We start from the raw sequence: 25,052 nt of genomic DNA on the forward strand, positions 1-25,052 counted from the left end.
CCCACTCACGCGCCACCGCCCCCTTGCTCTTAACGGTTACGGCCCGAACGGAACAGGACGCTAGCAGCCCGGGCCACGCCGGGTGTCGCGTTCCGAAGATTCCGAGCCGCCCTGGGTTCTGTCGTCAAATGCCAGGCCCCATCAGGAGTGACGCAAGGGTGACGGCTGCTCCATAGGACTCGGCGGTCTCGGTGTCGCGAGTGGCGATGCCGCACCACTGCTTCAGGAGATCGCGCCGGCGCCGAAGACGGCCTTGAAGGGGCCGTCCCTGCGCGGGCGGGGAGCAGGAACCCGACTGGGCAGTCGGATCACTTACTGATCTTTTCATTAGTTCTGTGGGTCTGGTGGGTGGAGGGTGAGGCCGGTGTGGGCGAGGAAGGGCCAGGGCAGTTGGGGGTTGGTGTTGATGCGGTGGATCCCTTGTTCGGTGGCGTCGGCGACATCAGCGAGATGGTTGTCGGCGAGGTTGGCGAGTTCGCGTTTCTTCAGCGAGGACCACAGCAGTTCCACCGGGTTGAGCTCGGGTGCGTAGGCCGGTAATCGCTCGGGGGTGAGCCAGTCCTGCTCGGCGACCCGGGCCCGTATCGCACGGCTCCAGTGAGCGGACAGTCCGTCCCGGACCAGCACCACCCGTTCATCGTGGTGGAACACCTTCATCTGCTCCAGGACCTCGATGAGTCCGGCGGTGTCGTAGCTGCCGGGCTTGAGGTGGAAGCACAGCCGAGGGCCTCGGTCCGGGTCGGCGGCGTGGTAGCCGAGGGCGCCGGCCATCGAGGCGCGTTTCCAGTTCAGCCGGTGCCGCAGGAGAGGGGGTGCGGCCGCGGGGCGCGTAGGTGCGGCGGACCTGCGGCAGCAGCGACACTCCTGATTCGTCGAGGAACACGATCCAGGCACGTGTGTTCACGGCCCCTTTTTGATCCGCGGTCATTCGTGCGCGATCCAGCGGGCGATCTCCGACTCGTCGCGCTCGACCGCCCGACGCTCGGGCCGCCGCGGACTCCGCCCCAGCCGGCCGGTCAGCAGCCGCCACACCGAGGCCCGCGACAAGACCACTCCGGTCACCCGCTCAACCACCAGGCCGACCCGTTCCAGGGTCCACGGATCGGCCTCGAAACCATGGGCCTGGGCGCCTTGTTCCAGCGCGGTCCGCACCCGCTCGACCCGGGCGTCGTCCAGCTTGGGCGGACGCCCGGTGGCCGGGCGCCAGCGCAGAGCATCGGCGCCGTTCTTCTCCCAGACCCGTTTCCACCGCCGCACGCTCTCGTCACTGACCCCGAGCATCCAGGCGATCTCGGCGTTCGAGTGTCCCTGGCCGAACAACTCGGCCGCCCGCACACGCCGGGCCTCGGACAGCTGCGGCCGTGTCAAAGGAGGAACAACAGACGAAGGCTTGAAAGACGCCGCATCAGGATCTCACCAACGAAGCCGTCGAACCCACAGAACTAACGAAAAGATCAGTAGTAGGGGCACGGCAGCCGTGCTGGTTCAGCGTCGTCTGAGGCGTGTATCAGGGCAGAGGTGCCGACCGCTCGACCGTCCGGCACCCAGCGTCCAGCGTCCTGTCAGGCTTCGCCGCGGCGGGCCCAGGTCCCTCTTCCACCCGCCGTCATCAGCGTGTTGACGATGTGCGTCCGGTTGCGGCCGCCCCGAAGCAGTCGTTCGGCCGCCAGGCCGAACGCCAGCGCAGGTCCCACGAGACCGAGGGTCTCGCCGGTGCCGAGCGCCAGCCCCGCGCCGGCGAGCCCGAGGCCTGTCTCGGCCGCGGCCCAGGCGAGCCGCCCGGGCCGTTCTCCGGAGGCCGGCAGCTTCCGCCGGACCGCTCGGAGCAGTGCGGGGAGCGCGTCGTCGGCCGCCGCCGCGTCCCCAGTGCGCAGCGCCGCCTGGAAGGCGTCGCGCCGACGGGTCACGACCTCGTCCTGATGGATTTTCGCGATGTCCTGCCAGCCCAGTTCGGCGACCGCCGCCAGGTTGCCCGGGGCCATGCCGTGTTCCGCAGGGGCTGTGGCTCCGGGGTCTGCGGGCTCGAAGAGCGCGTCCGTCGGACGCCCGAGGTAGAGCCCGATGTCGGCCGCTTCCGGGAGCGACCGCGGGGAGGCCCCGTCGGTGCCCAGCGTCCGCTGCACCGCTGCGTTCCAGGCCTGCGTCGCGGTGTTCCACATCGCCGTCCTGTGTGGCGGGTCCGTCGCGTCGAGCTGGGCGAAGAGCACGGCCCTGCGGTGCCGGTCCGACGGCTCGACGTGCTCTTCGAGATAGGCCAGGGTGCGTTCCACCGGGGCGTAGTCGTGGCCGGGGAGCCCCGGCAGCTCCGCCACCTCCTCCAATACGTCGTGGTACGAGCAGGGGTGCGTCACGGCGCTCGTGCCCAGCGGCACTCCCGCCTCGCGGGAGAAGTGGTGCAGTGTCCACGCCACGGCCTCCAGCCTGCGCCGGATCGCCCCGCCCTCCTCGTACCGTGCGCCCAGCGCGGTACCCCGCGCGAACAGCGGCCCGGGATTCGCCTCCCCGCGCTCCAGAACGGCTTCGGACAGCCTGACCAGGGGCTCCGCGGTGTCGAACGAAGACGAGAGCCAGCCGGGCTCCAGGGCGCGGTGCAGGCCGGTGGTGACCAGGTCGAAGGGGGCGCTGCCGGCCGGAGCGGCGGTGGTGCAGCGCAGGAACGACGGGCAGCCGCGCACGAAGGACCGGAAATCCTCCGTCTCGAACAGCTCCTGTATCGCATGGCTGTCGATGAGCTGCACGTCGCTCAGCACCACCGTGTGCCCTAACAGGGCCTGGATCTTCAGCATGACGGCCAATGACGCGTCCTGCGGACTCCACCCGGACACGCGCAGATGCTCACCATCAAGCCAGTGGGCATAGATCTCCATGGTTCCCCCTTCCCCGCCGAGCGAGGGCTCCCCCCTCGGCAGCAGACCCTACGGTGGGGGCGCCAACTTTGCTAAGTACTTGTTCGGTTGGGGCCCGGCAGCACACCCCGCCCTGCCCCGAACCGAGACCGCGATGGCCCAGCCACAGCGCGGTGGAGATCCCCGGACGACTTTCTGATCGCTTCAGAGTGGGCTGAGCCGCGAGTCCTGTGCTCTTCTGCGGCTGGTCACGGAGGCGCGAGGCGGGAACGGGCGCCGTGCCGACCGCGCGCCCCATCGGCAAATCGGGCCCGGCCCCGTGTCGGAGTCTGCCGGCCGAGGTGCCGTTCACCTGATCGGTGATCGCCCACGTATCGCGAACCGCAGGGATGTGGTGCAGTCAGGCACGTAGCGTCGTATCCGTTGACCGACTTCTCCTGGAAGGAAGCCGGCATGGTGCGTCGAGTGGGAACGGCTGTGGCTGGGGTGGGCCTGGGGCTTGTCGTGATCGCTCCCGCGCGGGCCGACAGCACGGCAGTCGAGGCCGCGGCGTTTCGGTTCCCCGCAGGCAGGGCGGTGTGTCTTGCGGCCCCGGAGAGCCCTCACTGGTCTTCGGGTGCATCCGACCGGAGGGTTCTGTTCAAGACTCGCGTGACCTGCGAGAGCACGTACCCGTCTGTCACTGTCAGGATCAAGGGGCGGCTCGAGCGAGGACCGTTCATCGGACCGAAGTACATCGCCGCCGCCTCCGACCAGACCCAGGTCATCGAGAAGGGCGCGAGCGCGACCTTCTACACCCCGCAGATCGGTGGTGTGCAGGTATCTGAGCCGGGTTGGTACACCGGCGCGGTGACCGGCCAGATCACCGCCCCGGTCCGGGGCAACATCGACGACGGCCGTAGCAAGACGGTAGAAGTCCGGTAGAGTCCACCGCCTCTACGCTCAGATCATGAAGATCCGCCGGGTCGATCCCCGTGACACGGTCTGGGAGCAGGACCATGCCCGCTACCGCGTCCACTTCTGGGATGTACCCCGGCTTACGGCCCATGAGTTTGAGATCGCCGAGGAGTCCGACGCGGACGCGGTTCTCGCCTGGCCCGCGAGCACGCGGGCCAGCACGGCTGGAACCACACCGTCTACGTGGTGATCCAGGACGACGACGGTCCCGGACTCATCCGCCTTGCCGGTGTCCTCGGCGACCTGTTTGCCCACGGCGCGTAACCGATTGTTTCAGGATGAGGTTCTCGGGCGGCGGAGGGATATGAGGCTGCAGGCCAGTTCGAGCAGGTCCTGGTGGAGATCGGCGCGTCGTTCGTAGCGGGTGCGGAGTCGTTTGAACTGGTGCGGCCAGGCGAATGCGCGCTCCACGACCCAGCGCACCTTGCCCAGTCCGGAGCCGTGGGCGACGCCGCGTCGCGCGATCAGCGGCTTGATGCCGCGCTTCCACAGCAGGCGACGGTACTTGTCGAAGTCGTAGCCCCGATCGGCGTACAGGCGCCGGGGCTTGCGGCGGGGGCGTCCCCGCAAACCCCGGATCGATGGGACCGCGTCCAACAACGGCAGGAGCTGGGTGACGTCGTGCCGGTTGCCGCCGGTGAGCGTGACGGTGGGCGGGGTTCCGTGCCGGTCGGCGATCAGGTGGTGCTTGGGGCCGGGGTGGGCACGGTCGACGGGCGAGGGGCCGACATGGTCCCCCCTTTGAGGGCCCGGATGTGTGAGCCGTCCATGGCACAGTCGTCCAGGTTCAGCAGGTCGGCACGGCGCAGCTGGGCCGGCAGGGCGGCGTGCAGGCGTGGTCAGACGCCGGCCTCGGTCCAGTCCCGCAACCGGCGCCGGGCCGTTACTCCGGAGCAGCCCACGGCCTCGGCGGGGATGTCGCGCCAGGCAACGCCGGTTCGCAGCACGTACATGATGCCTGGGAGAGCGGCCCGGCCCGGAACGCGAAGCCGCCCAGGATTTCGTCGAGCACAGGACCTACGGCTCAGCCCATTCTGAAACGATCACTTTGTCCGCGAGAAGGTGTTCCGGGGCTTCTGTTGAGCTGCGCTGACCGGGTTTTTTTCTTTCTCCGGGTCTACCGCTGATCTCTGGGATCCCGGCGTGCTCCGGCCTCGGGAACCAAAGGCTCGGCTCGGCACCACGGAAGTGGGCCCTTTCCTCTGAATGGCTGGAGGTCAGGGGTGTGTGGACGGCTTGGCTGATGGTGCCGGTGCGGTGGGTGGAGCATCTGGATCGCCTGAGGAGCCGCCAGGCTTCGACTGTGCGAAGGTGTGCTCGGCCGGGGCTCTCGGGCGGGCACGGTCGTGGTTGAACCGATGGTAGGACTTGGGCTGTTCGCGGTGGTGGCGGTGGTACGGGGTACGGAAGGCGGCGCCGGCTCTCTGGCAGGCCTGGATGATGCCGTGGGCGCGGGCCGCGGTCAGGTCGTGGGTGCGGCCCGGCATTGCGCGGGAGAACCAGAGTGGTGTGCCTCATCAGGCAGGTCCTCGTGCTCACGGACCGTGCCTGCCAGGGGGCCGGCGCCGCCTTCCGTACCCCGTACCACCGCCACTGCGAACAGCGCGAGCAACCCCCGGCCTTTATCAGACGCAATCCGAAACATCACCTGCCGTCATGCTGTGGCGGCCAGGTGTGGAGAAGGGGACGACGCCCTCTGTGCCACCGCTCCGGCGACGGGCTGGAACGGTCCCCGCAGTCGCGTGGCCCGCAAGCTCCACCTCGCGGGCCATGCGGCTGCAGCCCTACGGCCCCGCCACACGCGCCGGGCCGGCGAGGCGCTGCCCCGCGGGTGAGCGCAGCCGCTGCTGGGGCGATGACTTCCATCGCAGGCACGATTCCGGAGCCGAAAGCGAGGATCCCGGTATGCCGGCTGGGCTGGGCTGGGCGTCATCGGCGGGGTGGGGTGGTGTGGTTCGGGCCGGTCGTGGGTGGGGCGAAGGGGCCGTCCAGGGCCGCCCATTGCAGGAGCAGGACGGTTTTGCCGTCGGTGATGCGTCCGTCGCGGGTCATGGCGAGGGCTTCGGCGAAGGGGAGTTCGAGGACTTCGATGTCCTCGCCTTCCTCTTCGATCCCGCCGCCGTTCCCGGTCCGGTCGGCGGGGGTGTAGGGGGCGGCGAAGAAGTGGAGGCGTTCGGTGACGGAGCCGGGGCTCATGTAGGCGTCGAGGGCATGGGTGAGGGGGCCGAGGGTGACGCCGAGTTCTTCGGCCGCCTCGCGGCGGACGGCGGCGGCCGGGTCGTCCGCGTCGAGCAGCCCGGCCGCGATCTCGATGAGCATGCCGTCGGGATGGTCGTTGACGTAGGCCGGGTAGCGGAACTGGCGGGTGAGCAGGACGACGCCGCGTGCGGTGTCGTAGGGGAGGACGGCGGCGCCGTTGCCGCGGTCGTAGGTCTCGCGCTGCTGGGTCTCCCAGCGGCCGTCGCGGCGGCGGTAGTCGAAGGTGGTGCGGCGCAGGACGTGCCAGCCCTGGGAGGTGAGCTCAACGTCGCGGATCACGATGTCGGGGTTGCGGTCGAGGTCGCGTCCGGCCCGGTCGAGGCCGGTGCGGCCGCGGTGGTCCGGGGTGTCGACGCCGGGGTGGGGCTTCACGCGTCCGCCTTCCGGCCGAGGGCGGGGATTTCCGCGACGTCGTGGTAGACGGGCAGGCCGCGGCGGCGGGCGAGGGCGACGTCCTGGTCGGCTCCGGTGGAGTCACCGGGGAGGCGCAGTACGGCGTCGCAGCGGGCCAGCAGGCGTTCGGCGGTGGGGTACAGGACCTGGTCGGCGAGGGGGTCGGTGGGGCCCGCGCCGGCCGAGTGCAGGACGGGCAGGGCGATCCACTCCCCGATGACGGGGAGGTGGCCGGCGGCGAAGACGGGCCACGCGGCCTCTTCGAGGCGTGCGAGGTTGGCGGCCATGGCCTGAGGGTCACCGTCGGTGCCGGAACGGTAGGGGCCGGCGATGAGGATGAGCATGGGCTTGTCGGTCATGGGAGCTAAGATACATGCAGAAACGTGAAAGAACAGGAGGGAACGTGAATGCTGGCTGCTGAACGGCGTGCACATCTGCTGGATCTGCTCGCGCGGCAGGGCAAGATCGTCGCCAAGGACGTCGCCGCCGAACTGGGGATCTCCGAGGACAGCGTGCGGCGCGACCTGCGCGATCTGGCGGCTGAGGGACTGTGCCAACGGGTCTACGGCGGGGCGCTGCCCGTCTCGCCGGCCGTGGTGGACTACGGCGCCCGGCGGGCCGTGGCCCCGGACGGCAAGCGGAAGGTCGCCGCGACGGCCGCCGGCCTGGTGCGGCCGGGGGGCGTGGTGATCCTCGACGGCGGCACCACCGCCCTGGCCGTCGCCCACGCGCTTCCGCGGGACCTGGACTGCACCGTGATCACCCACAGTCCGACGGTCGCCACCGCGCTGCTCGAGCACCCGCGCGCCGAGGTCTTCATGCTCGGCGGGCGGCTCTTCAAGCACTCGGCGGTCACCTGCGGGGCGGCCGCGGCCGAGGCCGCGCGGAACGTCTCCGCCGACCTCTTCCTCCTCGGCGTCACCGGCGTGCACCCCGAGGAGGGACTGACCACCGGAGACGCCGAGGAGGCCGCGATGAAACGCGCCCTCGCGGCAAGGGCCGCGGACACCTACGTCCTGGCGTCCTCCGAGAAGATCGGCACCGCTTCCCGGTTCCGCGTCCTGCCCTGGGAGGAGACCAGCGGGCTGATCACCGACGAGGCCCCGCACCACCCGGTGATCGAGCGGCTCACGGCACGCGGGGTCGAGATCCTGACGGCCGGCTGACGGCGGCGGGGACCGGCCTGGGGAGCGGCCGGTCGACCGGGCGCCGGACGCCGGACGCCGGGCACCAGACGCCGGGCACCAGACGCCGGACGCCGGACGCCGTCGCATCGAGACGGGGCCCGCGCCCGTGCGAGAGGTGCGATCTCCCCGCCGCGACCGGCGGGGAGATCGTTAGGCGCGCGTCCGGACGAGAGCTCGTTCCGCGGTTGGGAGGGGACGCGGCCTCGGCGTCGGACACTCCTGCCCGCTCATCCTCGGCATGGCCGCGGCGGTGCCCCCACGGCATGGAGTCACGGCGGCCTGGGCGGCGTGCCGTTCGGGGTCGAGGCCCTCCCCCACGGCGGGGCGTCGCGGAAGACGGTGCTCGGTGCGCACGCGGCGGCGGTGAGGTCCCCGGACGCGGCGACGCGCGCGGGGACGGAGGCGGGGTGGCGCCCGGGGGTCATGGGTTCCTCCCTTCCAGCAGGGCGAGGGCCGTCTGGGCCGCGGCGAGGTCCTGGGGCCGATGCCGATGAGCTTGGCGACCGTGATGTCCTCCGGTGTGCGCCGTCCGGGAACCCTGCCCGCCAGGACCTCGCCGATCTCGCCGTCGACGCGGTCCCGTGTGACCTCCCCCCGGGCGAGGGCGGCGTGGACGTCCCCGTAGCGGAGGGCGAGCTCCCGGCTGTCGACGATGACCCGGGTGGCGCGGTGCAGGCAGGCCCCGTCGAGTTCGCGCTTGGCCGGGGCGTCGGCGCCGAGGGCGGTGACGTGCTGGCCGGGGCGGAGCCAGGAGCCGAACAGGACGGGGGTGGGGCTGGCGGTCGCGGTGACGACGATGTCGGAGCGGCGCACGGCCCGCTCCGGGTCGTCGGTCGCGGCGACGTCGAGGTGCGGCAGGTCCCGGCCGAGGCGGCCGGCGAGGGCGAGTGCCCGGTGGTGGTCGCGGCCCCAGACGTGGAGCTGGCGGAGCGGGCGTACGAGGGTGAGGGCGCGGGCCTGGAGTTCGGCCTGCATGCCCGTACCGAGGACGGTGGCGCGGGTCGCGTCCGGGCGGGACAGCACGCGGGCGCAGACGGCGCCGGCGGCGGCGGTGCGGAGGTCGGAGAGGTGGTGCTCGTCCTCCAGCACGGCGGTGACGGCTCCGGTCGACGCGTCGAAGAGCGCGACGAACCCGCCGCCTTCGGGCAGGCCGCGTGCCCGGTTCCCCGGGAACCAGTTGGCGATCTTGACGAGGAAGTGACGGCCTCCGGGCAGGTGGGCGGCCTTGACGTGGGAGTCACCGCCGTCGGCGACGGGCAGGACCATGACCGGCGCCTGGGCGCCTTCGGTGGTGCTGAACGCGGTGAAGGCGTCGGCGACCGGCTCCAGGAGGTCGGCGAGGTCCACGGCCGCGCGGACGCGGTCGGCCGTGTAGAGAGGGAAGCTGGTCATGCTGGGGGGGTCCTCACTGGGGCAGGGTGTCGAGGGTTCCGCGGGCCACCGGGCTCACGTCGCCGCCGACCCGGATGTTGCGCAACGCGTCGGGGTGTCCCTGCGGCAGGACGGTGAGCCGGCTCGGGCGGCCGATGAAGCGTCCCTGCCGCAGGGTGAACGGCTTCTCGACGGGTACGACGCGGTGCCGGGCGAGATAGGCGCCGGCGCAGCCGGCCGCGCTGCCGGTCGCCACGTCCTCCAGGACGCCGTCGTTGTTCCAGTGGCGGCATTCCAGCGCCTCGACGTCGAGCACGTACGCGAACTGCGCGCCGTACCGGCCGACCAGCTCGGCGAAGTCGTCGCGGACGATCCTGGCCTCGGGCAGGCCCGCCGTCACCGGCACGACGAGGTAGCGCAGGCCGGTGGAGACGACGCTCAAGGGGAGATCGGCGAGTGCGCGGGCCGGCAGGTTCAGGGCCGCGGCGATCTCCGCCGTGTCTTCCGCCGGGACGGTCGCGAGGAACTCCGGTGCTCCCTGGTCGAGTTCGGCGTGGTAGCCGGTGACGGTGCGCCTGGTGGACACCTCGACGGTCCTGCCGGTGAGGTGGAACGTCCAGCGCCGAGGACCGAGGGTGCCGTCGTGCTCGTGCAGGACGGCGGCCGCGCCCAGGACCGGGTGCCCGGCGAAGTCGAGTTCCTCGAAGAGGTCGAAGACGCGGGCGGTGACGTAGTGGGTCCCTTCCGCGCGGCTCAGGAAGATCGTCTCGAAGTGGCGCAGCTCCTGGGTGACCGAGAGCATCTGCTCGGCGGAGAGGCCGGGGGCGTCGGGAAAGACGGCGAGGGAGTTGCCGGTGTACGCCTTGTCGGCGAACACGTCGACGTGGCGGTAGTGCAGAAGCATGAGGTTTCCAGGCGGATGGAGGGCGGGCCGGTACGTCTCGACGCTAAGCGGCACCGGCAACGCCGTCGTGGTCCAATCGACGTAAAGTGGCCCAATGGATCGTGTGGTGCGACGCGTGCCGGCGTCGCGGTTGCCCCAGATGCTCGGTGACTGGCGTGCGGGCGAGGGCTCGCTGGCGCGGAGGCTGGCCGATGCCCTGGAGAAGGCCGTCTACGACGGACGGCTTCCGCTCGACGCGCAGCTTCCGGCCGAGCGCCTCCTCGCCGACGAGCTCGGCCTCGCGCGGGGCACCGTGGCCGCGAGCTACCAGATCCTGCGTGCCGAGCGGCTGATCGTGACCCGGACCGGCTCCGGCAGCACCGTCGCCCTGCCGCCCCGCCTGCACGACCGCCTCGCACCATGGGCCAGCGACCGCGGCGAGGCGGGCAGGAACGGGGCGCCACTGGACCTCACCGTCGCGGAGCCCGCGGCCCCCTACGACGAACTGCTCCAAGCCGTATGGGAAGCCGCCGACGCCCTGCCCGCCGCACTGCTGGAAGACGCCCCAGGGGCGGGCCGTACATCGGCGCTGCACAGGGCCGTCGCCGGTCTCCACAGCGCCCAGGGGCTCACGACCGACGACGGACACCTCCTGCTGACCAGCGGCGCCGACGCCGCGCTGAGCCTGCTCAGCGCCGCATATCTGCGGCCGAACAGCAGGGTCGTCCTGGACTCGCCCACCTATCCGGGCGCGCTCGCCGTGTTCCGTGGCGCGGGCGCCCGTCTGGTCTCGCAGCCCCTGGCCCCCACCGGCTGGGACATCCCCGCCCTGGACCGCACCCTCACGACGGCCCGGCCGTCGCTGACCTACCTGGTCGCGGACTTCCACAACCCCACCGGTCTGCTGATGGGCGAGGAGGACCGCACCGACCTCACACGGCGGCTGCGCTCCCACGACACCCTGGTCGTCTTCGACGAGACCATGCGGGACCTCGACCTCCGCGAGGACCCCACGCCACCGCCGCGCGTCGTGGCACGCGCAGGGGACCGGCACGTCGTGTACGTCGGTTCCCTGAGCAAGTCGTTGTGGCCGGGCCTGCGCGTGGGCTGGATCCGCGCCCATCCGGATGTCGTCCGCCGACTCGCGGCGCTCCCGCTCGCGGCGGCGCTCGCCCCCTCGCCGCTCGACCGGCTCGTCGCCACTCGCCTCCTGGAACACAGGCAACCTGTCCTCGACCGCCGACGCGCCCAGCTGGCACGCCGGCGGGACCACTTGGCCGCGCGGCTGTCGGCCCTGTCATGGTGCCGTTTCGAAGTGCCGCAAGGCGGGCTGTCGCTGTGGCTCGAACTCCTCGACACCGGCTCCCGGCGGCTCGTCGACCTGGCGGCCACCCGCGGCCTCGCCCTCACGCCGGGCTTCCGCTTCTCCCCGGACGGCGCGCTGGACCGCTACCTACGGCTTCCCTTCACCCTCCCGCCCGAGGCGATCGACACCGCGGTCGACAGGCTCGCCGAAGCCCACGCCGCCCTGAAGGACGGCCACTGACGACGCCCACGCCCGAGGCCGCGACCACGCCCGATCCGGCGACACCACGCCCCGCGCCGGCGGGCCCTCGCGACTGCGCTCATCGAGGCGGTTCGAGCAGGTCCGCAGTGGTTCGAGCAGGTCCACAGGGGAGAGTCCGGTTTCGCCGTCGGCGAGTCGGAGGGCGGCCTCGGGGCGTGCAGCGAGGTCGAGCGGATCGAGCCCTTCGGTGTGGGGGCGTGGACGATGCGGTCGAGACCGGCGCCCAGGAGTGGTGAGGCTCCCGCAGGAAGGCGTCCGGGGCGACGCCTTGGGTGGCGTGGCCATGGAGGGCGACGTTGCGGGTCCGGTAGGGGCATCGCATGGGGGTGCGGAAGGCGTGGTCGACCTCGGTGGGCTGCCTGCGCTGGTTGTGGGCGAGTGCGGCCATTCGGTCGGTAGCAACGCCACGGCCTTTCCTGAGCGTTCTCCGTCGCCTCGGGGGCGTCAGGGCGGCCTGCTCGTCGGGAAAGTGCCCGCGGGTCTCGACCGCCCGACAGGGCGGCGCGTTCACGGGCTCGATCGCGTTCGTGGTGCGGACGGTGCGGTGGAGCTCGGTGTCGAAGCGGAGGAACGGGGTGCACTCTCTCCCCCAGGCCCCGTCCTGGGGCGCCCCCGCCCAGGCGTTCTCCCCCGGCTTCACGATCGCCGGTTACTTCCCGTCCCAGGCATCGGCGAACTCCGTGAACCGCTCCGGGGCGGCCTCCTCGGTCGCAGCGGTGCAGAGAGGCTCGAAGGTTTTGGCGATCTTGTGCCAGTCCTGGCGGGCCGCACGGCGGAAGGAGTTCCGTAGGTGTGGATGACCGGCTGTCCGAGGAGCTGGTCTCCCGTGCTCAGGCCGATGCCTTCAGCCGACCGATGGGGACGGACCGCTCCAGCGGCTGACGAAGCGGCTGCCGAAGCAGTCCGTCCTGGAGGGTGAGATCACCGGCCACCTCGGCTGTGACAAGCGCGATCCCGCCGGGGGGACAGCGCGAACTCGCGCAACGGCACCCGCGTGAGGACCGTCCTCACTGGCGTCGGCCCGGTGGAGACAACCGTGCCCTGGGGCCGCGACGGCGTGTTCGAGTCGAAGATCGTCAAGAAGCGACCCCAGCTCCTGACCGGCGTGGGCGAGAAGGGCAGCTCCCTGTCCACGAAGGGCCTGACCACCGGCGGGGTCCAGGCCCACCTCACGGAGGTCCATGGCGCCCACGTCTCACGTCAGACGATCTCCACGCTCACCGACAAGGTCCTCGAAGGCATAGCCGAACGGAAGACATCCACCGGGGTCTGCAGCCGCAGGCCGGGCCGGTAGGGGGCCGTGCATCCGCGTCCGGCCAGGAGCCCGCGTATCTGTCCGATCGCACGGGTGACGGTGACACGGTCGGCGCCGGACAACAGGGCGAGGACGGAGTGCGGGAGATCGTGCGCAGGTGGATCAGGGGGACGGCCAGCCGGTCGATGAACACCAGCCGGCGCCGGGCGCCGGCTCCCGCCTCACGCTTCCTGGCCCCGCCACGTACCTCGTGACGACGACCCTCGATCACGGCCTGTCACGGTCCGGACAACTCCTGGGTCAGGCAAGCCAGATGCTGCCGGGAGATCCCGGTGAACAGCTGATGCACAAGGAGGTCCCGGTCGCCCCTGATCACCACAGGCTGGATCGTCCCGCCCACGCACGATCTCCCTTCCGCCGCTATCACGCACCAGCCCGTGAAAGAGCGTTCTGTCCCGGCAGGGCTGTTTGATATCTCGGGGGGCAGGGTGGCTCCGTGTAGTCGTTCGTGCAGGATCACCTGTAGAGGCACGCAGGGGTGCCGGGAACGGACAGTTTCGGAACAGCGCGGCTGCTGGTCAGCAATGGAGGTAGGTTCGCGCTGGAGTTGACCGTGGAGCCCTGGGTGGAGACGCACCAGATGCTGCCGGAGCAGACGTGGGTCGTTGTCACCCACTCGCCTGCAGCGGATGGCTCATGGTCCGGAACTCTGATCCCGATCGACCGGATCCGTGCGGACGAGCCGTACTACTCGATGGAGCACCGCCGGCGCGGTATGACCGTGCAGGTCACCGCCCGCCCTGACGGCACACCGCTGTGGTTCTCCCGCGCGACGCCGGGCCGGACTCACGGCCTGACCGCGGCCCGGGCCCACGGCATCGTCCAGGCCTGCCCGACCAGGCAGGTCCTCGTTTTCGCCGACCGCGTCCACGAAGGCGCCAGCGTACTACCACCGCCGCGAACAACCCGAGCACCACGAGCAGTTCAACAGAGACCACGGCCGCATCAGAGCGCTCGGCGAACGAGGCTTCGCCTGGTCGAAGTCCTGGCGACTACTCCGGCGAGCGCGATGCTCCACCCGGCGCATCAGCACCATTGCCCAAGCCGTCCACACGCTTCTGAGCCGCAGCTCTTCAGGATGAAAGAGGCTCGCTGCCGCCTGCTCGTTTTCAGGCGGTTCGGCTGACGTCCAGCCGTTCGGGCGACGGCTCGTATCCAGCTGCCCTGTAGGCGGCGACGGCGGCGGCGTTCGAGGTCGGGGTGCTGACGAGTGCGCTCGACGCGCCCAGCTCACGCAGCGCCGCCGCGGCGGCGACGCTGATCGCCGTCCCGTAACCGCGACCGCGGTGGTCGGCGTGCACGCCCATCGGCTCCAGCAGGCCGGGTTTGCCGGGTCCGGCCGACCAGACCGTCGCCGCGGCGACCGCGTTGTCCTGGTCGTCGTAGCCGATCAGGCAGCGGGCGTCGGCATAGACCGGCCCGGCCGCGAGGACGTGCCAGATCTCCTCGGTGAACGCCGGGCTGTCGAACGCCGAGCGATGCACTGCGGTCCGTACCCCCGCCGTCTTCGGGCCGGCCACCTCGATCCGCAGACCGGAGTCCTTCACCGGCTCGGCGAGGTCGTGGCGCAGCGGCGTCCAGGGCTCGTCCAGAGTCCAGCCCGCCTCCACGAGGACCTCGCGAAGCAGGGCGCCATGGGGGATTTCGAGGCTGACCCTCCCGGGCGGCAGGACCCCGCGCTCCGGATCATCGAGGTCCGCCAGCAGCCTGCGTGCCAGATCACCGTCCTGCCGCAGATCCGGCGCGGTCGTCAGGCGCAGCAGATCAGGGTCGTCCAGGTATCCGACGGCGACGATCCGTCCGTCCACGCTCCAGGTGCGGAGGGCCGCGGCCAGCCTCTCCGCACCCAGTGCCCAAGCCCAGCCGAGGTCGCCTGGGTGGAGTTGCAGTGGCGTGCGGTCGTCCTGCCATGCCCGAAGGGCGTCCACGGCCCCGGTCAGCTCATCGACGCCGGGCTTGTTCAGAACGATCGTCATGGCCCGCATCCCACACCATCACGGTGGCCTGCCGCATCTGATTTTACTCAGTCGGCCGGATCGACGGGACACACCCCCGAGCGAACGCACCGCGAGGACAACGCCTCGACGAGCTCGTGCACGGTGAGCGATGAGGTGTGAGGTGTGAGGTGTGGAGGGCTTCGGTGGGGCTGGTGCTCGCCTCTGTCGTCGAGGGCCTGGGTCCGCGGTCTGCTGGTGGGAGAGCAGGCCGGCGGTGGCTTGGACGGTGTCAACGCATGTGCTCGCGGCGGGCGAGGTGGCGCGCGAGAGCCTGCCAGTTCGAGGGTGGCCAGGAGTCGGTCGACGGGCACCGGCTGGTGCTTCGTGTCAGCGCCCACGGTCCGCTGTCGCGGAGGAACGGAAGGTTCGGCCCGGTGTCGCTGATGCCGCGACGGGCCTACTGCGGCCATGAATTCAGCGATCACACCGGTCTGCGAACCCGTGACCCGACGGTTGCCGAGGAGCACTGCACGAGACACGTTCACCAGCGCCCGACCATGATCAACCGTCCAAGGGCCGACTCTCACCGTTTACCGTGCACGGGCTCGTCAAGGCGCCTGGGTGGCTGCGGTCTCGGTTGTGGAGGCGGACGGGGTCGTCCCCGGGTGGTGCGGCCCGGGGACGGATGACGTGGCGGCAGTGGAGCGGGTCAGTTGCGGCCGGCCATGGCGCCGCCGTCGACGTCCCAGACGGCGCCGGTGACCCAGTCGGTCCGGTCCGACAGGAGGAAGGCGGCGGTGGCGGCGACGTCGTCGGGGGTGCCGGTGCGGCCGAGCGGGTGGAAGTCGTCGAAGCCGTCGAGCGCGGAGTCGAGGTCCTGCTTCGGGATGGACTCCTCGTAGATCGGCGTGCGGACGACGGCCGGGGCGACGGCGTTGACGCGGGTGCCGGCCGGGGCGAGTTCCATCGCCAGGTGCTGGGTGAGGGAGTGCAGTGCGGCCTTGGCCATCGAGTAGGCGGAGGACGGGGTGGCGGCGACGGCCTGGTGGGCCCACATGGAGCCGATGTTGACGATGGAGCCCTTCACGCCACGGGCGATGATGTTGGCGGCGACGGTCTGGGTGAGGAAGAAGAAGGCGCGGTTGACGGCCTGGTAGCGGTCGTAGTCCTCGGCCGTGTGCTCCAGGAACGGCTTCGGGGCGAACACTCCGGCGGCGTGGACCAGGAGGGTGGCGTCGGCGTGCTCCTCGGTGAGCGTGGCACGCAGGCGGTCGACGGCGGTGGGGTCGGCGAGGTCGGCCGCCAGGCCGAAGGTCTTGCCGTGGGCGGACAGGGCGGCCTCGGCCGCGGCGGCGCTTGCCTGGCTGCGGCCGGTGACGACCGCGGTGCCGCCGGCGTCGAGGACGTGGCGGGCGATGGCGCGGCCCATGCCGCTGGTGCCGCCGATGACGATGACCTTCTGGTCGGTGAAGACGAGGGTGTTGCCGGTCAGGGGGTGCTCCTGTTTCAGGTGATGGGGTGAAAGGGGGTGGTCGGGGGTCGGGTGGCAGACGGGCTGTCCGTGGGCTCGGTAGCCGCAGTCGGTCGGCATCACCGTCGACGGCACCGGCCTTCTCTGTGTCGCCCTCCTGCTGCGCCTGCGCAGAGAGATCGACGGCGCCGAGCCCGGCACCGTCGTCCACGTCATCGCCACCGATCCGGCCGCCCCGCTCGCCCTCCCCGCCTGGTGCCACATGACCGGCCACCACTACCTCGGCCCCGTACCCGACCCGGCCGGACGACCGGTCTATGCCTTGAGACTCGCCGCCGAAGACCGCCCTACCCGGCCCGACGCCCCCTGGCACAGCGCCGATCGCTGACCCCGGCGCCCTCACTCCACGACGAGGCAGAAGGGTGTTCCGTCCCGGCGGAGTGCTGCGTCGCGGTTCGGGCGGCGGACCGCTCGGTTTGCGCCGCGTGGTGGGGCGGCTGCCGTCGGTACCACCGGGACATGCCTCGTAAGCAGCGGCCGTCCCCGAGAGACCCGTCGAACGGTGCGTCAACCTGCTCAGGCGGTGGCGTGGCGTGGTCCGGCCCTGGCCATGGGAACCGCCGGGTTCGCCCTCGCCTACCAGGCCGCACCGCGCCTCGCCGCGATCCTCCTGTGGACACGGCTCGGGCCGAAGGCCAGAGTCCAGGGCAGCGGCCGACCGCCGGGGCCCGTCCGTTTCGCACCACGAGGTGAGAACGTCATCGGTCCTGTCCGACCCGCGCGGACGAGGGCGATCCGGGAGGGCAGTGGTGACACGGGGTCGAGTGCCCTCCCTCGGGTCCAGTTCTCGAAGAGCCCCTCGGTCGTCTCGACCGCGGACACCACCAGGGTCACCTTCAGTTCCCCGTCGCCCCAGGTGTTCCACAGCGCCCAGCCCTCCGGCCCGGGGTCGACGCCGGTCCGGGCGCACACCTCCTCGTACGCCTCCTCCATCCCGGCCGGCATGGCCCCGGGGTTCACCACCGAGGCTCCGACCAGCCGGACCGGAGGCCGGTCCTCGTCCGGACAACCATCACCGTCGAAGTGGTAGTGGCGCAGAGCCCGAGCGAGTGCGTTCACACTGCGCTGGAGTGGTGTCGCCTCTTCCGGGCCCGCCCTGAACCGGGGCGGACCCGCTTCGGCTTGTGCCTGACACGTGGGGCCGGCGGGGGCTCCCACGGGTCGGCGCGTGCTCGGAGGGCGGGGTCCGGGCCGTGGGCAGCGGTGTGGGCCGCACGGTTGCCGTGCGGCCCACGGGGGTGGTCGGCGGGTGGGTCAGATGCTGATGGCGCCGGTGACGAGGGCGAAGGCGATGTAGGCGAGGGAGACGGGGACGCCCCAGCGCAGGGCGTGCTTCTGGAAGTCGCCGAGTTCGGCCTTGACGAGGCCGAGGAGGACCCAGAGGGGGGCGCTGGTGGGGCCCATCATGTGGAGGATCTGGCCGATGGCGCCGGCGCGGGCGATCTCGTTGGGGCTGATGCCGTAGTGGGAGGCGGACTCGGCGAGGACGGGGATGACGCCGAACCAGTAGGCGTCGTTGGACATGAAGAAGCCGAGCGGGAGCGCGAGGACGGCGGTGACGAGGGGGATGAGGTTGCCCATGCCGTCGGGGACGACGGCAAGGGCGGCGTTGGCCATGGCCTTGATCATGCCGGAGTCGGTCATGATGCCGGTGAAGACGCCGGCGGCGAGGACGAGGATGACGACGGGGACGGCGTTGGCGGCCTGTCGCTTGATGAGTTCCTGCTGGTCGGCGATGACGCGGACGTTGATCAGGAGCGCGATGACGAAGCCGACCATGAACAGGACGAGGAGGTCGGCGACCTCCAGGACGAGCAGGACCATGAGGACGGCGGTGAGGGCGGCGTTGAACCACATGCGCCAGTCGGCCTTGACGGGCTCGAAGGCGTTGCCGGAGGCGATCTCCAGCTTGTAGGCGTCGAGCTTCTCGTTGTCGATCTTGCGGCGTTCGCGCAGGCCGAGCCAGTAGGCGACGGCGATGATCGCGAGGCTGGTGAGGGCCATGGGGCCGATCATGTGGACGAAGTACTCGGTGGCGCTCAGGTGCAGGACGCTGATGCCGCGGGTGGCGGCGCCGCCCCAGGGGGTGGTGCCGGAGACGGTGCCGAGCGCCATGGCGGCGAGGGTGGCGAGGATGAGCGGGTTCATGCCCAGGCGCCGGTAGATCGGCAGGAACGCGGAACAGACGATCATGTAGCTGGTGGTGCCGTCGCCGTCGAGCGCGATGCAGATGGAGAGGACCGCGGTGCCGACGACGATGCGGACCGGGTCTCCCTTGGAGGCTCGGACGATGGCCTGGCAGACGGGGTCGAAGAGCTTCATCTCCATCATCAGGCCGAAGTAGAGGACGGCGAAGAGCAGCAGGGCGGCGGTGGGGGCGACCGTTTCGAGGCCGCTCATGATCATGTCGCCGAGCTGGGATCCTTTGCCGGCCACGAGGGCGGCGGCGATCGGCGTGAGCATGATGGCGGTGAACGCGGAGAGGTACTTCCGCATCACCAACAGCATGAAGCTGGCCAGGGTGGCGAAGCCGAGGACGGCGAGCATCGTTGCTCCTTGGGGCAGGGCTCTGGGGGCCGCCGGCGTGCGGGCGGCCCGGTGCGGCGCGGGGCGGGGCGTGTCAGGTCGGGAGGTGACCAGGCAGGCACGCCGCGGTTCTCGGCTCGCGCATCTGGTCGGTCATCGTACGTGCGGCTCCTGTACGGCTGGGGTTCGTCGTGCACGGGCAGGCGGGCTTCGACCTGGTGCGACGCGTCGAAGGGCGGGCCTGGCGTGGCCGGAATCACCAGCGGGATGTACCGGGGGTGGGACGGCTCCTCGGAACCGGACAACCGGTTTACCGGATTGCCGGTAGGTAACTAGAATCCAGCCATCACGTCAATACCGAGAAGAGGATTTCGATGGCCGAACTCGCCAGGATCACGGTCGAGCCGCGTGAACCGATGGCCGCGGAGGTCTCCCGCCGACTGATCGACTACCTGATGTCCGGCGAGGTGCAGCCCGGCGACCGGATCCCCTCCGAGCGACAGCTGACCGAGATGCTCGGGGTGAACCGGCCGACCGTGCGCGAGGCGATCAAGTCGCTGGGCTTCCTGGGCCTGCTGGAGATCCGGCAGTCCAGCGGGACCTACTTCCGCGGCGCCGATTCGGACGTGCTCTACCGGCTCTTCGAGCTGGGTCTGGTCCTGGGCGAGCGGGGGGCGCGGGACATGGTCCAGGCACGCGCCGAGCTGGAGGTCGTCGTCGCGGGCCTCGCGGCCGAGGCCCGCGACGAGGCGGGCGTGGAGCTGCTGCGCGCCCGGCTGGCGGCCATGCGGGACTGCTCGGACGAGGAGTTCCCCGAGGCGGACACCGCCTTCCACGCCGCGCTCGGCGAGCTGGCCGGCAACGCGGTGCTGCGCGACATGCTCAAGGGCATGCGGGCGATGATCCAGCGCGGCTGGGTCGAGCGCACCGGGGCCGTGCGGTCCCGCGAGGTCGCCTACGCCGACCACGTCCCGATCTTCGAAGCGGTGGTGAAGGGCGACTCCGCGGCGGCCCGCGCGGCGATGGCGCGGCACATGGAGGGGGCCTCGCGCCGCCTGAGGGAAGCTCTCGACCAGCGCGAATCCTGAGCGATCCGGCCGCCGGGAGGACCTCCCGGCGGCCCCGGGGCCACTCATACCCCCAACCGGTTGACCGGTTGACCGGTTGGTTCTACAGTGGCGGCGCGGCAACGCACCGTCCCGCTGCCCAGCCCACCCCCGAGGCCCTTCCGCCCTGTCGGCGAAGGCCGTCCCCGCCCCTGGACACGGGGCGGGCGCGGGGGCCCGGGGCCCCTGCCGGCCCCGTTACCGGAAAAGGAAAGAACCCCGGTGATCGAACCCCGACCCCTGGTCGCCATGATCCACGCCGTGCCGGCCGGAGCCCGCATCGCGCAGGAGGCGTTCGCCCGAGAGTTTCCCCAGGCCACCGTCTGGAACGTCCTCGACGACCGCCTCCTGGACGACGCCCGCGACGCCGGCGGCCTCACCGACGCCCTCAGACGCCGCATGCTCCGCCTGATCGAGCACACCATGGACGGCGGAGCGCAGGGCCTGCTGCTGACCTGCTCCTCCTACGGCGAGGTCGTCGACACCGCACGCGCCCTGTGGCCCGCGCCGGTGCTCAAGTCCGACGAGGCGATGTTCAAGGCCGCGCTCGCCGGCCCCTACGAGCGCATCGCCGTCGTCGCCTCGACCCCTCCGGCCGTCCCGGCCGCACTCGCCCAGCTCGAAGCCCTCGTCCCCGCCGTCCGCCGGGGCCGCCCGGTCGAGATCGTCACCGCGCTGAGCGAGGCCGCCGCTGCCGAGCGCGACCCGGCCGCGATCGCCGGGCACCTCGCCGGGGCCCTGCGGGCTTCCGGTGGGGACGGCGCCGATGTGGTGCTGCTCGCCCAGTACTCCCTGTCCCCGGCCCGCGACCACCTGGCCGCACAGATCGGGCTGCCCGTCCTCGACGGCGCCGGCGCCGCCGCCCGCGAGCTGCGCGACCTGCTGACCGCCGCCCCGGCCCCGGCCCGTACGGGCGGCACGCCGTGACCGGCCGGCTGCCCTGGCCGCTGGCCTACACCGTCTCCGCCGACGACTGCACGGCGCCGATGCCGCTCGGCTACGCGGCCCCGCTCGCCGGGGCCGTGCGCGACCTGGCCGAGCTCGGCTACGACGGTGTCGAGGTCCAGGTCCGGGACAGCACCGCCCGCGACGCCGAAGACCTGGTCCGTACCGTCGGGACAGGCGGGCTGAAGGTCCTGGGGATCGGCACCGGTCCCGTCGCCGCGCAGGACGGGCTGACGCTCACCGACCCGGCGCCGGACGTCCGCCGGCACGCCCTCGACCGGCTGCTCGGCGCCGCCCGCCTGGCCGGTGCGATCGGAGTGCCGGTCACCCTCGGGCAGACCCGCGGCACCTTCCTGCCCGGGCTGGAGGACCTACAGCGGACCTGGGCCGAGCGGGCCGTCGCACGCCTGGCCGAGGAGGCCGCCGCCCACGGCACCCGGCTTCTGATCGAACCCCAGTCCCGCGCCAACACCTCGCTGTGGCACACCCCCCAGCAGGCCCTCGACGTGATCGACTCCCTCGCGGTCCCGGCCGGGCTCGTCCTGGACACCCACCACCTGGAGGCCGAGGGAACCGACCTGCTCCAGGCCGTCACCGAGCACGCCCCGAGCACCGGCGCCGTGCAGCTGGCGAGTCCGCTCACCCGCGGCCCGCTCCAGATCGGCGACCACCGCCTGGTCCCCCTGCTCCAGACCCTCGCGGCGAGCGGGTTCACCGGCCGGCTGACGCTGGAGCACACCCAGGACGGCGACAGCCGCAAGGCCGCCGCCCGGTCCTGGACCGCGCTCACCGACGCCGCCACCCACCTGACCTGACCGCCTCCCGCGACCCTCACCTCCCCGTTCTGAAAGGAACCCCCATGAGCACCACCACCTACCGCCTCGGCGTCCTGCAGGGCGACGGCATCGGCCCCGAGATCGTCCCCTCCTCCGTGGAGATCGCCACCGCCGCGGCCCGGGCCGCCGGCGCCTCCGTCGACTGGGTCACCCTCCCGCTCGGCGCCGAGGCCATCACCAGCCACGGCACCCCCGTCCCCGACGAGACCAAGAACGCCCTCGCCGACCTGGACGGCTGGTACCTCGGCCCGCACGACTCCGTCAGCTACCCCGAGCCCCACAAGTCCGCGCTCAACCCCTCGGGCACCCTGCGCAAGCACTTCCAGCTCTTCGCCAACATCCGCCCCGCCAAGTCCTTCCCCGGCGCCCGGGCCGTCTGCGACCACGCCGACCTGGTCATCGTCCGCGAGAACACCGAGGGCTTCTACGCCGACCGCAACACCTTCGCCGGCACCGGCGAGTTCATGCCCACCCCCGACACCGCGATCATGCTGGGCATCATCACCCGCGAGGCCACCGAGCGCGTCGCCCGCGTCGCCTTCGACCTGGCCCGCTCCCGCCGCAAGAAGCTCACCATCGTCCACAAGGCCAACGTCCTCAAGCTCACCACCGGCCTGTTCCGCACCGTGTGCCAGGAAGTCGCCCAGGACTACCCCGACGTCCAGGTCGACGACTTCCACATCGACGCCATGACCGTCCACCTGGTCCGCCGCGCCCAGGACTTCGACGTCATCGTCACCGAGAACATGTTCGGCGACATCCTCTCCGACCTCGCCGGCGAGATCTCCGGCTCGCTGGGCACCGCGCCGTCCATCAACGCCTCCGCCACCACCGCCATGGCCCAGGCCTCCCACGGCTCCGCCCCCGACATCGCCGGCCGCGACATCGCCAACCCCGTCGCCATGATCCTGTCCGGCGCCATGCTCTTCCAGTGGCTCGGCGCCAAGCACGGCGACGACGCGCTCATCAACACCGCGCAGATCATCGAGCAGGCCGTCGCCGACACCATCGCCGCCGGCACCTCCACCCGCGACCTCGGCGGCACCGCCTCCACCACCGAGTTCACCGCCGCCGTCATCAAGGCCATCGGCTCCCGCCAGAACTGACCCGCAGACCGTCCGGGGGCGGCAGGCCCCGACCCCTGCCGCCCCCGGACCTCCCGCCCCGGCACCACCCGCACGCCCAAGGAGAAGCCCGACCATGACCCTGCGCATCGGCTGCATAGCCGACGACTTCACCGGCGGCACCGACGTCGCCGCCGCCTTCCGGCGGGCCGGCCTGCGCACCGCCCTGGTCTTCGGCACCCCGGACGCGGCCACCGCCCTCCCGCCGGACTGCGACGCGGCCGTCGTCGCCCTCAAGTCCCGCTCCACCCCCGCCGCCGAAGCCGTCGCCGACTCCACCACCGCCCAGAACTGGCTCTGGGCCCAGGGCGCCGCACAGATCTACTTCAAGTACTGCTCCACCTTCGACTCCACCCCGCACGGCAACATCGGCCCCGTCACCGACGCCCTCCTCGACGCCGCCGGCGCCACCGTCACCCTGCACACCCCGGCCTCCCCCGCCAACGGCCGCACCGTCTACCAGGGCCACCTCTTCGTCCACGACCAGCTGCTGTCCGACTCGCCGCTGCGCCACCACCCGCTCAACCCCATGACGGACCCCTCCCTGCTCCGGCTCCTCACCCCCCAGACGGGTCACCGAGTGGGCCTCATCGACTGGGCGACCGTCCGCTCGGGCTCCGCCGCCGTCCGCGACGCCCTGCTGACCCACCAGCGCGACGGCGTGCGCCACGTCATCGCCGACGCCCTCACCGACGACGACCTCGCCGTCCTCGGCGCCGCCGCCCTCGAACTCCCCGTCGTCGCCGGCGCCGCCGGCCTCGCCGAGGGACTCGGCCACGCCTACCACGCCAGCGGCGCCGCCACCCCCGCCCCCCTGCCTGCCGGCGGACGCGCCGCGGTCCTGGCCGGCAGCTGCTCGGCCCGCACCCTGGAACAGATCGCCCAGTTCTACGCCGCCGGCCTGCCCTCCCTCCACCTCGACGTCCTCGCCGCCGCCACCGGCCGCGACGTCGTCACCGAGGCCCTCGCCTGGTACGACGCACAGGCCCCCGCGGCCCCCGTCCTGATCTACGCCTCCGCCTCCCCCGAGGAACTCGCCGCCGTCCAGGCCCGGCTCGGCGTCGCCGAAGCAGCCGCCCAGGTCGAAGAACTCCTCGGCACCCTCGCCGTCCACCTCGTCGACCGCGGCGTCAACCGCCTCCTCGTCGCCGGAGGCGAGACCTCCGGAGCCGTCACCACCGCCCTCGGCGTCCGCGCGGTCCTCGTCGGGGACGAAGCCGACCCCGGCGTCCCCTGGACCACCGCCGACACGAAGAACGGGCCCCTCGCCCTCATGCTCAAGTCCGGCAACTTCGGCGCCCCCGACCTCTTCACCCGCGCCCTCTCCACCACGGGAGGCGACCGGTGAGCACCCCCACCGGCGAACAGGCCGCCCGCGCGCTCCTCGTCCGGACCGCGCGCTCCCTGTTCACCCGCGGTCTGACCCACGGCTCCACCGGCAACCTCTCCGTGCGCCTCGCCGACGGCACCCTGCTGCTGACCCCCACCGGTTCCAGCCTCGGCAACCTCACCGAGACCGGCCTGTCCCGCACCGACGTCCACGGCCGCCACCTCGACGGGCCGCGCCCCACCAAGGAAGCCTTCCTGCACGCCGCGTTCTACCGCGCCCGCCCCGCCGCCCACGCGGTCGTCCACCTGCACTCCACCCACGCAGCCGCCGTCTCCTGCCTCGCCGTACCCGACACCGGCGACGTCCTGCCGCCGCTGACCGCGTACTACGCCATGCGCGTCGGCCGCCTGCCCCTGCTGCCCTACCACGCCCCCGGCGACCCCGCCCTGGAACCGCTCGCCGAGCACACCGCGCGCACCCACCACGCCGTCCTGCTCGCCAACCACGGGCCGGTCGTCGCCGGCGCATCCCTCGAACAGGCGGCCGACGCCATCGAGGAACTCGAAGAGACCGCCAGACTCCACCTCCTGCTCCAGGGGCACACCACCCGCCCCCTCACCCCCGAGCAGGCTGCCGCGCTCGCACCCCCAACCGCTTGACGGCCGGAAAAGGAAACGCGAGCGCGGCAGCCCCCCTGCGTCACGAGAGGCCACCCGTGCCCGGGCGCACCACCCCCGTCCACACCGGCGACACCCTCCACGCCGCCGACGGCACCTCCCTCCTGCCCGGCCGAACCCGACCACCGACCACCCCACCGACCGCCCCACCGAGACAAGGCAGTACATGCTTCTGAAAACCTTCGGCTGGTCGTTCGCGATCACCGCCCTCGGCCTCGTCGCCGCGGTGTTCTACGGGGGGTGGGAGGCGTTCGGGATCGTC

The 25,052-nt window shown here is 71.8% G+C and carries 24 protein-coding genes and 5 pseudogenes; 14 read left to right on the forward strand and 15 right to left on the reverse strand.

From position 1 onward, the window contains the following. Nucleotides 1–327 precede the first annotated feature (327 nt). The 3 genes from ACF1ED_RS35865 to ACF1ED_RS35875 all read right to left on the reverse strand — a co-directional run bounded on the left by ACF1ED_RS35865 (nucleotide 328) and on the right by ACF1ED_RS35875 (nucleotide 2,786). Complete coding sequence (locus tag ACF1ED_RS35865) at nucleotides 328–771, reverse strand: transposase (protein WP_391767552.1); 444 nt, start codon at nucleotides 769–771, stop codon at nucleotides 328–330. Between the two features lie 153 nt (nucleotides 772–924). Then, nucleotides 925–1,368, reverse strand: a complete 444-nt coding sequence (locus ACF1ED_RS35870; protein ID WP_391767553.1) for a winged helix-turn-helix domain-containing protein — start codon at nucleotides 1,366–1,368, stop codon at nucleotides 925–927. Between the two features lie 194 nt (nucleotides 1,369–1,562). Further along, a complete protein-coding gene (locus ACF1ED_RS35875; RefSeq protein ID WP_391767554.1) occupies nucleotides 1,563–2,786 on the reverse strand; it encodes a hypothetical protein in 1,224 nt (407 codons plus the stop codon). A 483-nt stretch (nucleotides 2,787–3,269) separates the two neighbouring features. Here ACF1ED_RS35875 and ACF1ED_RS35880 point away from each other — a divergent pair, with 483 nt between their 5' ends. Both ACF1ED_RS35880 and ACF1ED_RS35885 read left to right on the forward strand, forming a co-directional pair. After that, nucleotides 3,270–3,770, forward strand: a complete 501-nt coding sequence (locus ACF1ED_RS35880) for a hypothetical protein (protein WP_391767555.1) — start codon at nucleotides 3,270–3,272, stop codon at nucleotides 3,768–3,770. Nucleotides 3,771–3,795: 25 nt separating this feature from the next. After that, nucleotides 3,796–3,993, forward strand: a complete 198-nt coding sequence (locus tag ACF1ED_RS35885) for a hypothetical protein (RefSeq protein WP_391767556.1) — start codon at nucleotides 3,796–3,798, stop codon at nucleotides 3,991–3,993. Between the two features lie 83 nt (nucleotides 3,994–4,076). On the opposite strand, the pseudogene ACF1ED_RS35890 reads toward ACF1ED_RS35885, so the two are convergent. Together ACF1ED_RS35890 and ACF1ED_RS35895 are read right to left on the reverse strand one after the other, a co-directional pair. Beyond that, nucleotides 4,077–4,807, reverse strand: a pseudogene (locus ACF1ED_RS35890) (IS5 family transposase); the annotation flags it as partial. A gap of 199 nt (nucleotides 4,808–5,006) precedes the next feature. Continuing rightward, nucleotides 5,007–5,317: pseudogene (locus tag ACF1ED_RS35895) on the reverse strand (transposase family protein); the annotation flags it as partial. Here ACF1ED_RS35895 and ACF1ED_RS35900 point away from each other — a divergent pair. Further along, nucleotides 5,314–5,413, forward strand: a pseudogene (locus ACF1ED_RS35900) (IS5/IS1182 family transposase); the annotation flags it as partial. The pseudogenes ACF1ED_RS35895 and ACF1ED_RS35900 overlap by 4 nt on opposite strands. Nucleotides 5,414–5,732: 319 nt before the next feature. Here ACF1ED_RS35900 and ACF1ED_RS35905 read toward each other — a convergent pair. Both ACF1ED_RS35905 and ACF1ED_RS35910 read right to left on the reverse strand, forming a co-directional pair. After that, nucleotides 5,733–6,434, reverse strand: a complete 702-nt coding sequence (locus ACF1ED_RS35905) for an NUDIX domain-containing protein (protein WP_391767557.1) — start codon at nucleotides 6,432–6,434, stop codon at nucleotides 5,733–5,735. Beyond that, entirely contained in the window at nucleotides 6,431–6,814 is a 384-nt protein-coding gene (locus ACF1ED_RS35910; protein WP_391767558.1) for a DUF4406 domain-containing protein, read from the reverse strand. The genes ACF1ED_RS35905 and ACF1ED_RS35910 overlap by 4 nt, the downstream gene beginning before the upstream one ends. 48 nt (nucleotides 6,815–6,862) lie before the next feature. Between ACF1ED_RS35910 and ACF1ED_RS35915 the strand changes: the two genes are divergently transcribed. Continuing rightward, nucleotides 6,863–7,621: a DeoR/GlpR family DNA-binding transcription regulator gene (locus tag ACF1ED_RS35915; protein WP_391767559.1), complete on the forward strand. Its 759-nt coding sequence runs from the start codon at nucleotides 6,863–6,865 to the stop codon at nucleotides 7,619–7,621. Nucleotides 7,622–7,792: 171 nt separating this feature from the next. Here ACF1ED_RS35915 and ACF1ED_RS35920 read toward each other — a convergent pair whose 3' ends face one another. Together ACF1ED_RS35920 and ACF1ED_RS35925 are read right to left on the reverse strand one after the other, a co-directional pair. After that, the gene (locus ACF1ED_RS35920) at nucleotides 7,793–9,034 is read right to left on the reverse strand and encodes an ornithine cyclodeaminase family protein (protein WP_391767560.1); all 1,242 of its coding nucleotides are present in this window, start codon (nucleotides 9,032–9,034) and stop codon (nucleotides 7,793–7,795) included. A 13-nt stretch (nucleotides 9,035–9,047) separates the two neighbouring features. Next, entirely contained in the window at nucleotides 9,048–9,917 is an 870-nt protein-coding gene (locus ACF1ED_RS35925; RefSeq protein WP_391767561.1) for a PhzF family phenazine biosynthesis protein, read from the reverse strand. A 94-nt stretch (nucleotides 9,918–10,011) separates the two neighbouring features. Here ACF1ED_RS35925 and ACF1ED_RS35930 point away from each other — a divergent pair, with 94 nt between their 5' ends. Next, nucleotides 10,012–11,442 (forward strand): PLP-dependent aminotransferase family protein, encoded by a 1,431-nt coding sequence (locus ACF1ED_RS35930; RefSeq protein ID WP_391767562.1) that lies wholly within the window; start codon nucleotides 10,012–10,014, stop codon nucleotides 11,440–11,442. A 79-nt stretch (nucleotides 11,443–11,521) separates the two neighbouring features. Here the strand turns inward: ACF1ED_RS35930 and ACF1ED_RS35935 are convergent, their stop codons facing one another. After that, complete coding sequence (locus tag ACF1ED_RS35935) at nucleotides 11,522–12,103, reverse strand: transposase (RefSeq protein ID WP_391767563.1); 582 nt, start codon at nucleotides 12,101–12,103, stop codon at nucleotides 11,522–11,524. 354 nt (nucleotides 12,104–12,457) lie between these two features. Between ACF1ED_RS35935 and ACF1ED_RS35940 the strand changes: the two genes are divergently transcribed. Further along, a complete protein-coding gene (locus tag ACF1ED_RS35940) occupies nucleotides 12,458–12,757 on the forward strand; it encodes a transposase (protein ID WP_391767564.1) in 300 nt (99 codons plus the stop codon). Here the strand turns inward: ACF1ED_RS35940 and ACF1ED_RS35945 are convergent. Beyond that, a pseudogene (locus tag ACF1ED_RS35945) lies at nucleotides 12,706–13,091 on the reverse strand (IS5/IS1182 family transposase); the annotation flags it as partial. The gene ACF1ED_RS35940 and the pseudogene ACF1ED_RS35945 sit on opposite strands and share 52 nt — an antisense overlap. Before the next feature lie 330 nt (nucleotides 13,092–13,421). Between ACF1ED_RS35945 and ACF1ED_RS35950 the strand changes: the two are divergent. Continuing rightward, nucleotides 13,422–13,860: pseudogene (locus ACF1ED_RS35950) on the forward strand (transposase family protein); the annotation flags it as partial. Between the two features lie 27 nt (nucleotides 13,861–13,887). Here the strand turns inward: ACF1ED_RS35950 and ACF1ED_RS35955 are convergent. Then, entirely contained in the window at nucleotides 13,888–14,754 is an 867-nt protein-coding gene (locus tag ACF1ED_RS35955) for a GNAT family N-acetyltransferase (protein ID WP_391767565.1), read from the reverse strand. A 670-nt stretch (nucleotides 14,755–15,424) separates the two neighbouring features. Then, on the reverse strand, nucleotides 15,425–16,321 hold the full coding sequence (locus ACF1ED_RS35960; protein ID WP_391767566.1) for an SDR family NAD(P)-dependent oxidoreductase: 897 nt from the start codon (nucleotides 16,319–16,321) through the stop codon (nucleotides 15,425–15,427). A gap of 43 nt (nucleotides 16,322–16,364) precedes the next feature. Between ACF1ED_RS35960 and ACF1ED_RS35965 the strand changes: the two genes are divergently transcribed. After that, the gene (locus ACF1ED_RS35965) at nucleotides 16,365–16,574 is read left to right on the forward strand and encodes a sulfurtransferase TusA family protein (protein ID WP_391767577.1); all 210 of its coding nucleotides are present in this window, start codon (nucleotides 16,365–16,367) and stop codon (nucleotides 16,572–16,574) included. 248 nt (nucleotides 16,575–16,822) lie between these two features. Here ACF1ED_RS35965 and ACF1ED_RS35970 read toward each other — a convergent pair whose 3' ends face one another. Both ACF1ED_RS35970 and ACF1ED_RS35975 read right to left on the reverse strand, forming a co-directional pair. Next, complete coding sequence (locus ACF1ED_RS35970) at nucleotides 16,823–17,305, reverse strand: hypothetical protein (protein WP_391767567.1); 483 nt, start codon at nucleotides 17,303–17,305, stop codon at nucleotides 16,823–16,825. A gap of 195 nt (nucleotides 17,306–17,500) precedes the next feature. Beyond that, nucleotides 17,501–18,793, reverse strand: coding sequence for a CitMHS family transporter (locus ACF1ED_RS35975; protein WP_391767568.1), 1,293 nt, complete (start codon nucleotides 18,791–18,793; stop codon nucleotides 17,501–17,503). A 353-nt stretch (nucleotides 18,794–19,146) separates the two neighbouring features. Here ACF1ED_RS35975 and ACF1ED_RS35980 point away from each other — a divergent pair, with 353 nt between their 5' ends. From ACF1ED_RS35980 to otnC, 6 genes are all read left to right on the forward strand, one after another. After that, nucleotides 19,147–19,860, forward strand: a complete 714-nt coding sequence (locus tag ACF1ED_RS35980) for a FadR/GntR family transcriptional regulator (protein WP_391767569.1) — start codon at nucleotides 19,147–19,149, stop codon at nucleotides 19,858–19,860. A 240-nt stretch (nucleotides 19,861–20,100) separates the two neighbouring features. Then, nucleotides 20,101–20,805: an aspartate/glutamate racemase family protein gene (locus ACF1ED_RS35985; protein WP_391767570.1), complete on the forward strand. Its 705-nt coding sequence runs from the start codon at nucleotides 20,101–20,103 to the stop codon at nucleotides 20,803–20,805. After that, nucleotides 20,802–21,638 (forward strand): sugar phosphate isomerase/epimerase family protein, encoded by an 837-nt coding sequence (locus ACF1ED_RS35990; RefSeq protein WP_391767571.1) that lies wholly within the window; start codon nucleotides 20,802–20,804, stop codon nucleotides 21,636–21,638. The genes ACF1ED_RS35985 and ACF1ED_RS35990 overlap by 4 nt, the downstream gene beginning before the upstream one ends. Before the next feature lie 44 nt (nucleotides 21,639–21,682). Continuing rightward, the gene (locus ACF1ED_RS35995) at nucleotides 21,683–22,765 is read left to right on the forward strand and encodes an isocitrate/isopropylmalate dehydrogenase family protein (RefSeq protein WP_391767572.1); all 1,083 of its coding nucleotides are present in this window, start codon (nucleotides 21,683–21,685) and stop codon (nucleotides 22,763–22,765) included. A 94-nt stretch (nucleotides 22,766–22,859) separates the two neighbouring features. Continuing rightward, entirely contained in the window at nucleotides 22,860–24,131 is a 1,272-nt protein-coding gene (gene otnK, locus ACF1ED_RS36000; RefSeq protein WP_391767573.1) for a 3-oxo-tetronate kinase, read from the forward strand. After that, nucleotides 24,128–24,772: a 3-oxo-tetronate 4-phosphate decarboxylase gene (gene otnC / locus ACF1ED_RS36005; protein ID WP_391767574.1), complete on the forward strand. Its 645-nt coding sequence runs from the start codon at nucleotides 24,128–24,130 to the stop codon at nucleotides 24,770–24,772. Before otnK ends, otnC begins: the two co-directional genes overlap by 4 nt. Nucleotides 24,773–25,052 lie beyond the last annotated feature (280 nt).

It is taken from the genome of Streptomyces sp. NPDC014656, assembly GCF_043084305.1.
Lineage (GTDB): Bacteria > Actinomycetota > Actinomycetes > Streptomycetales > Streptomycetaceae > Streptomyces.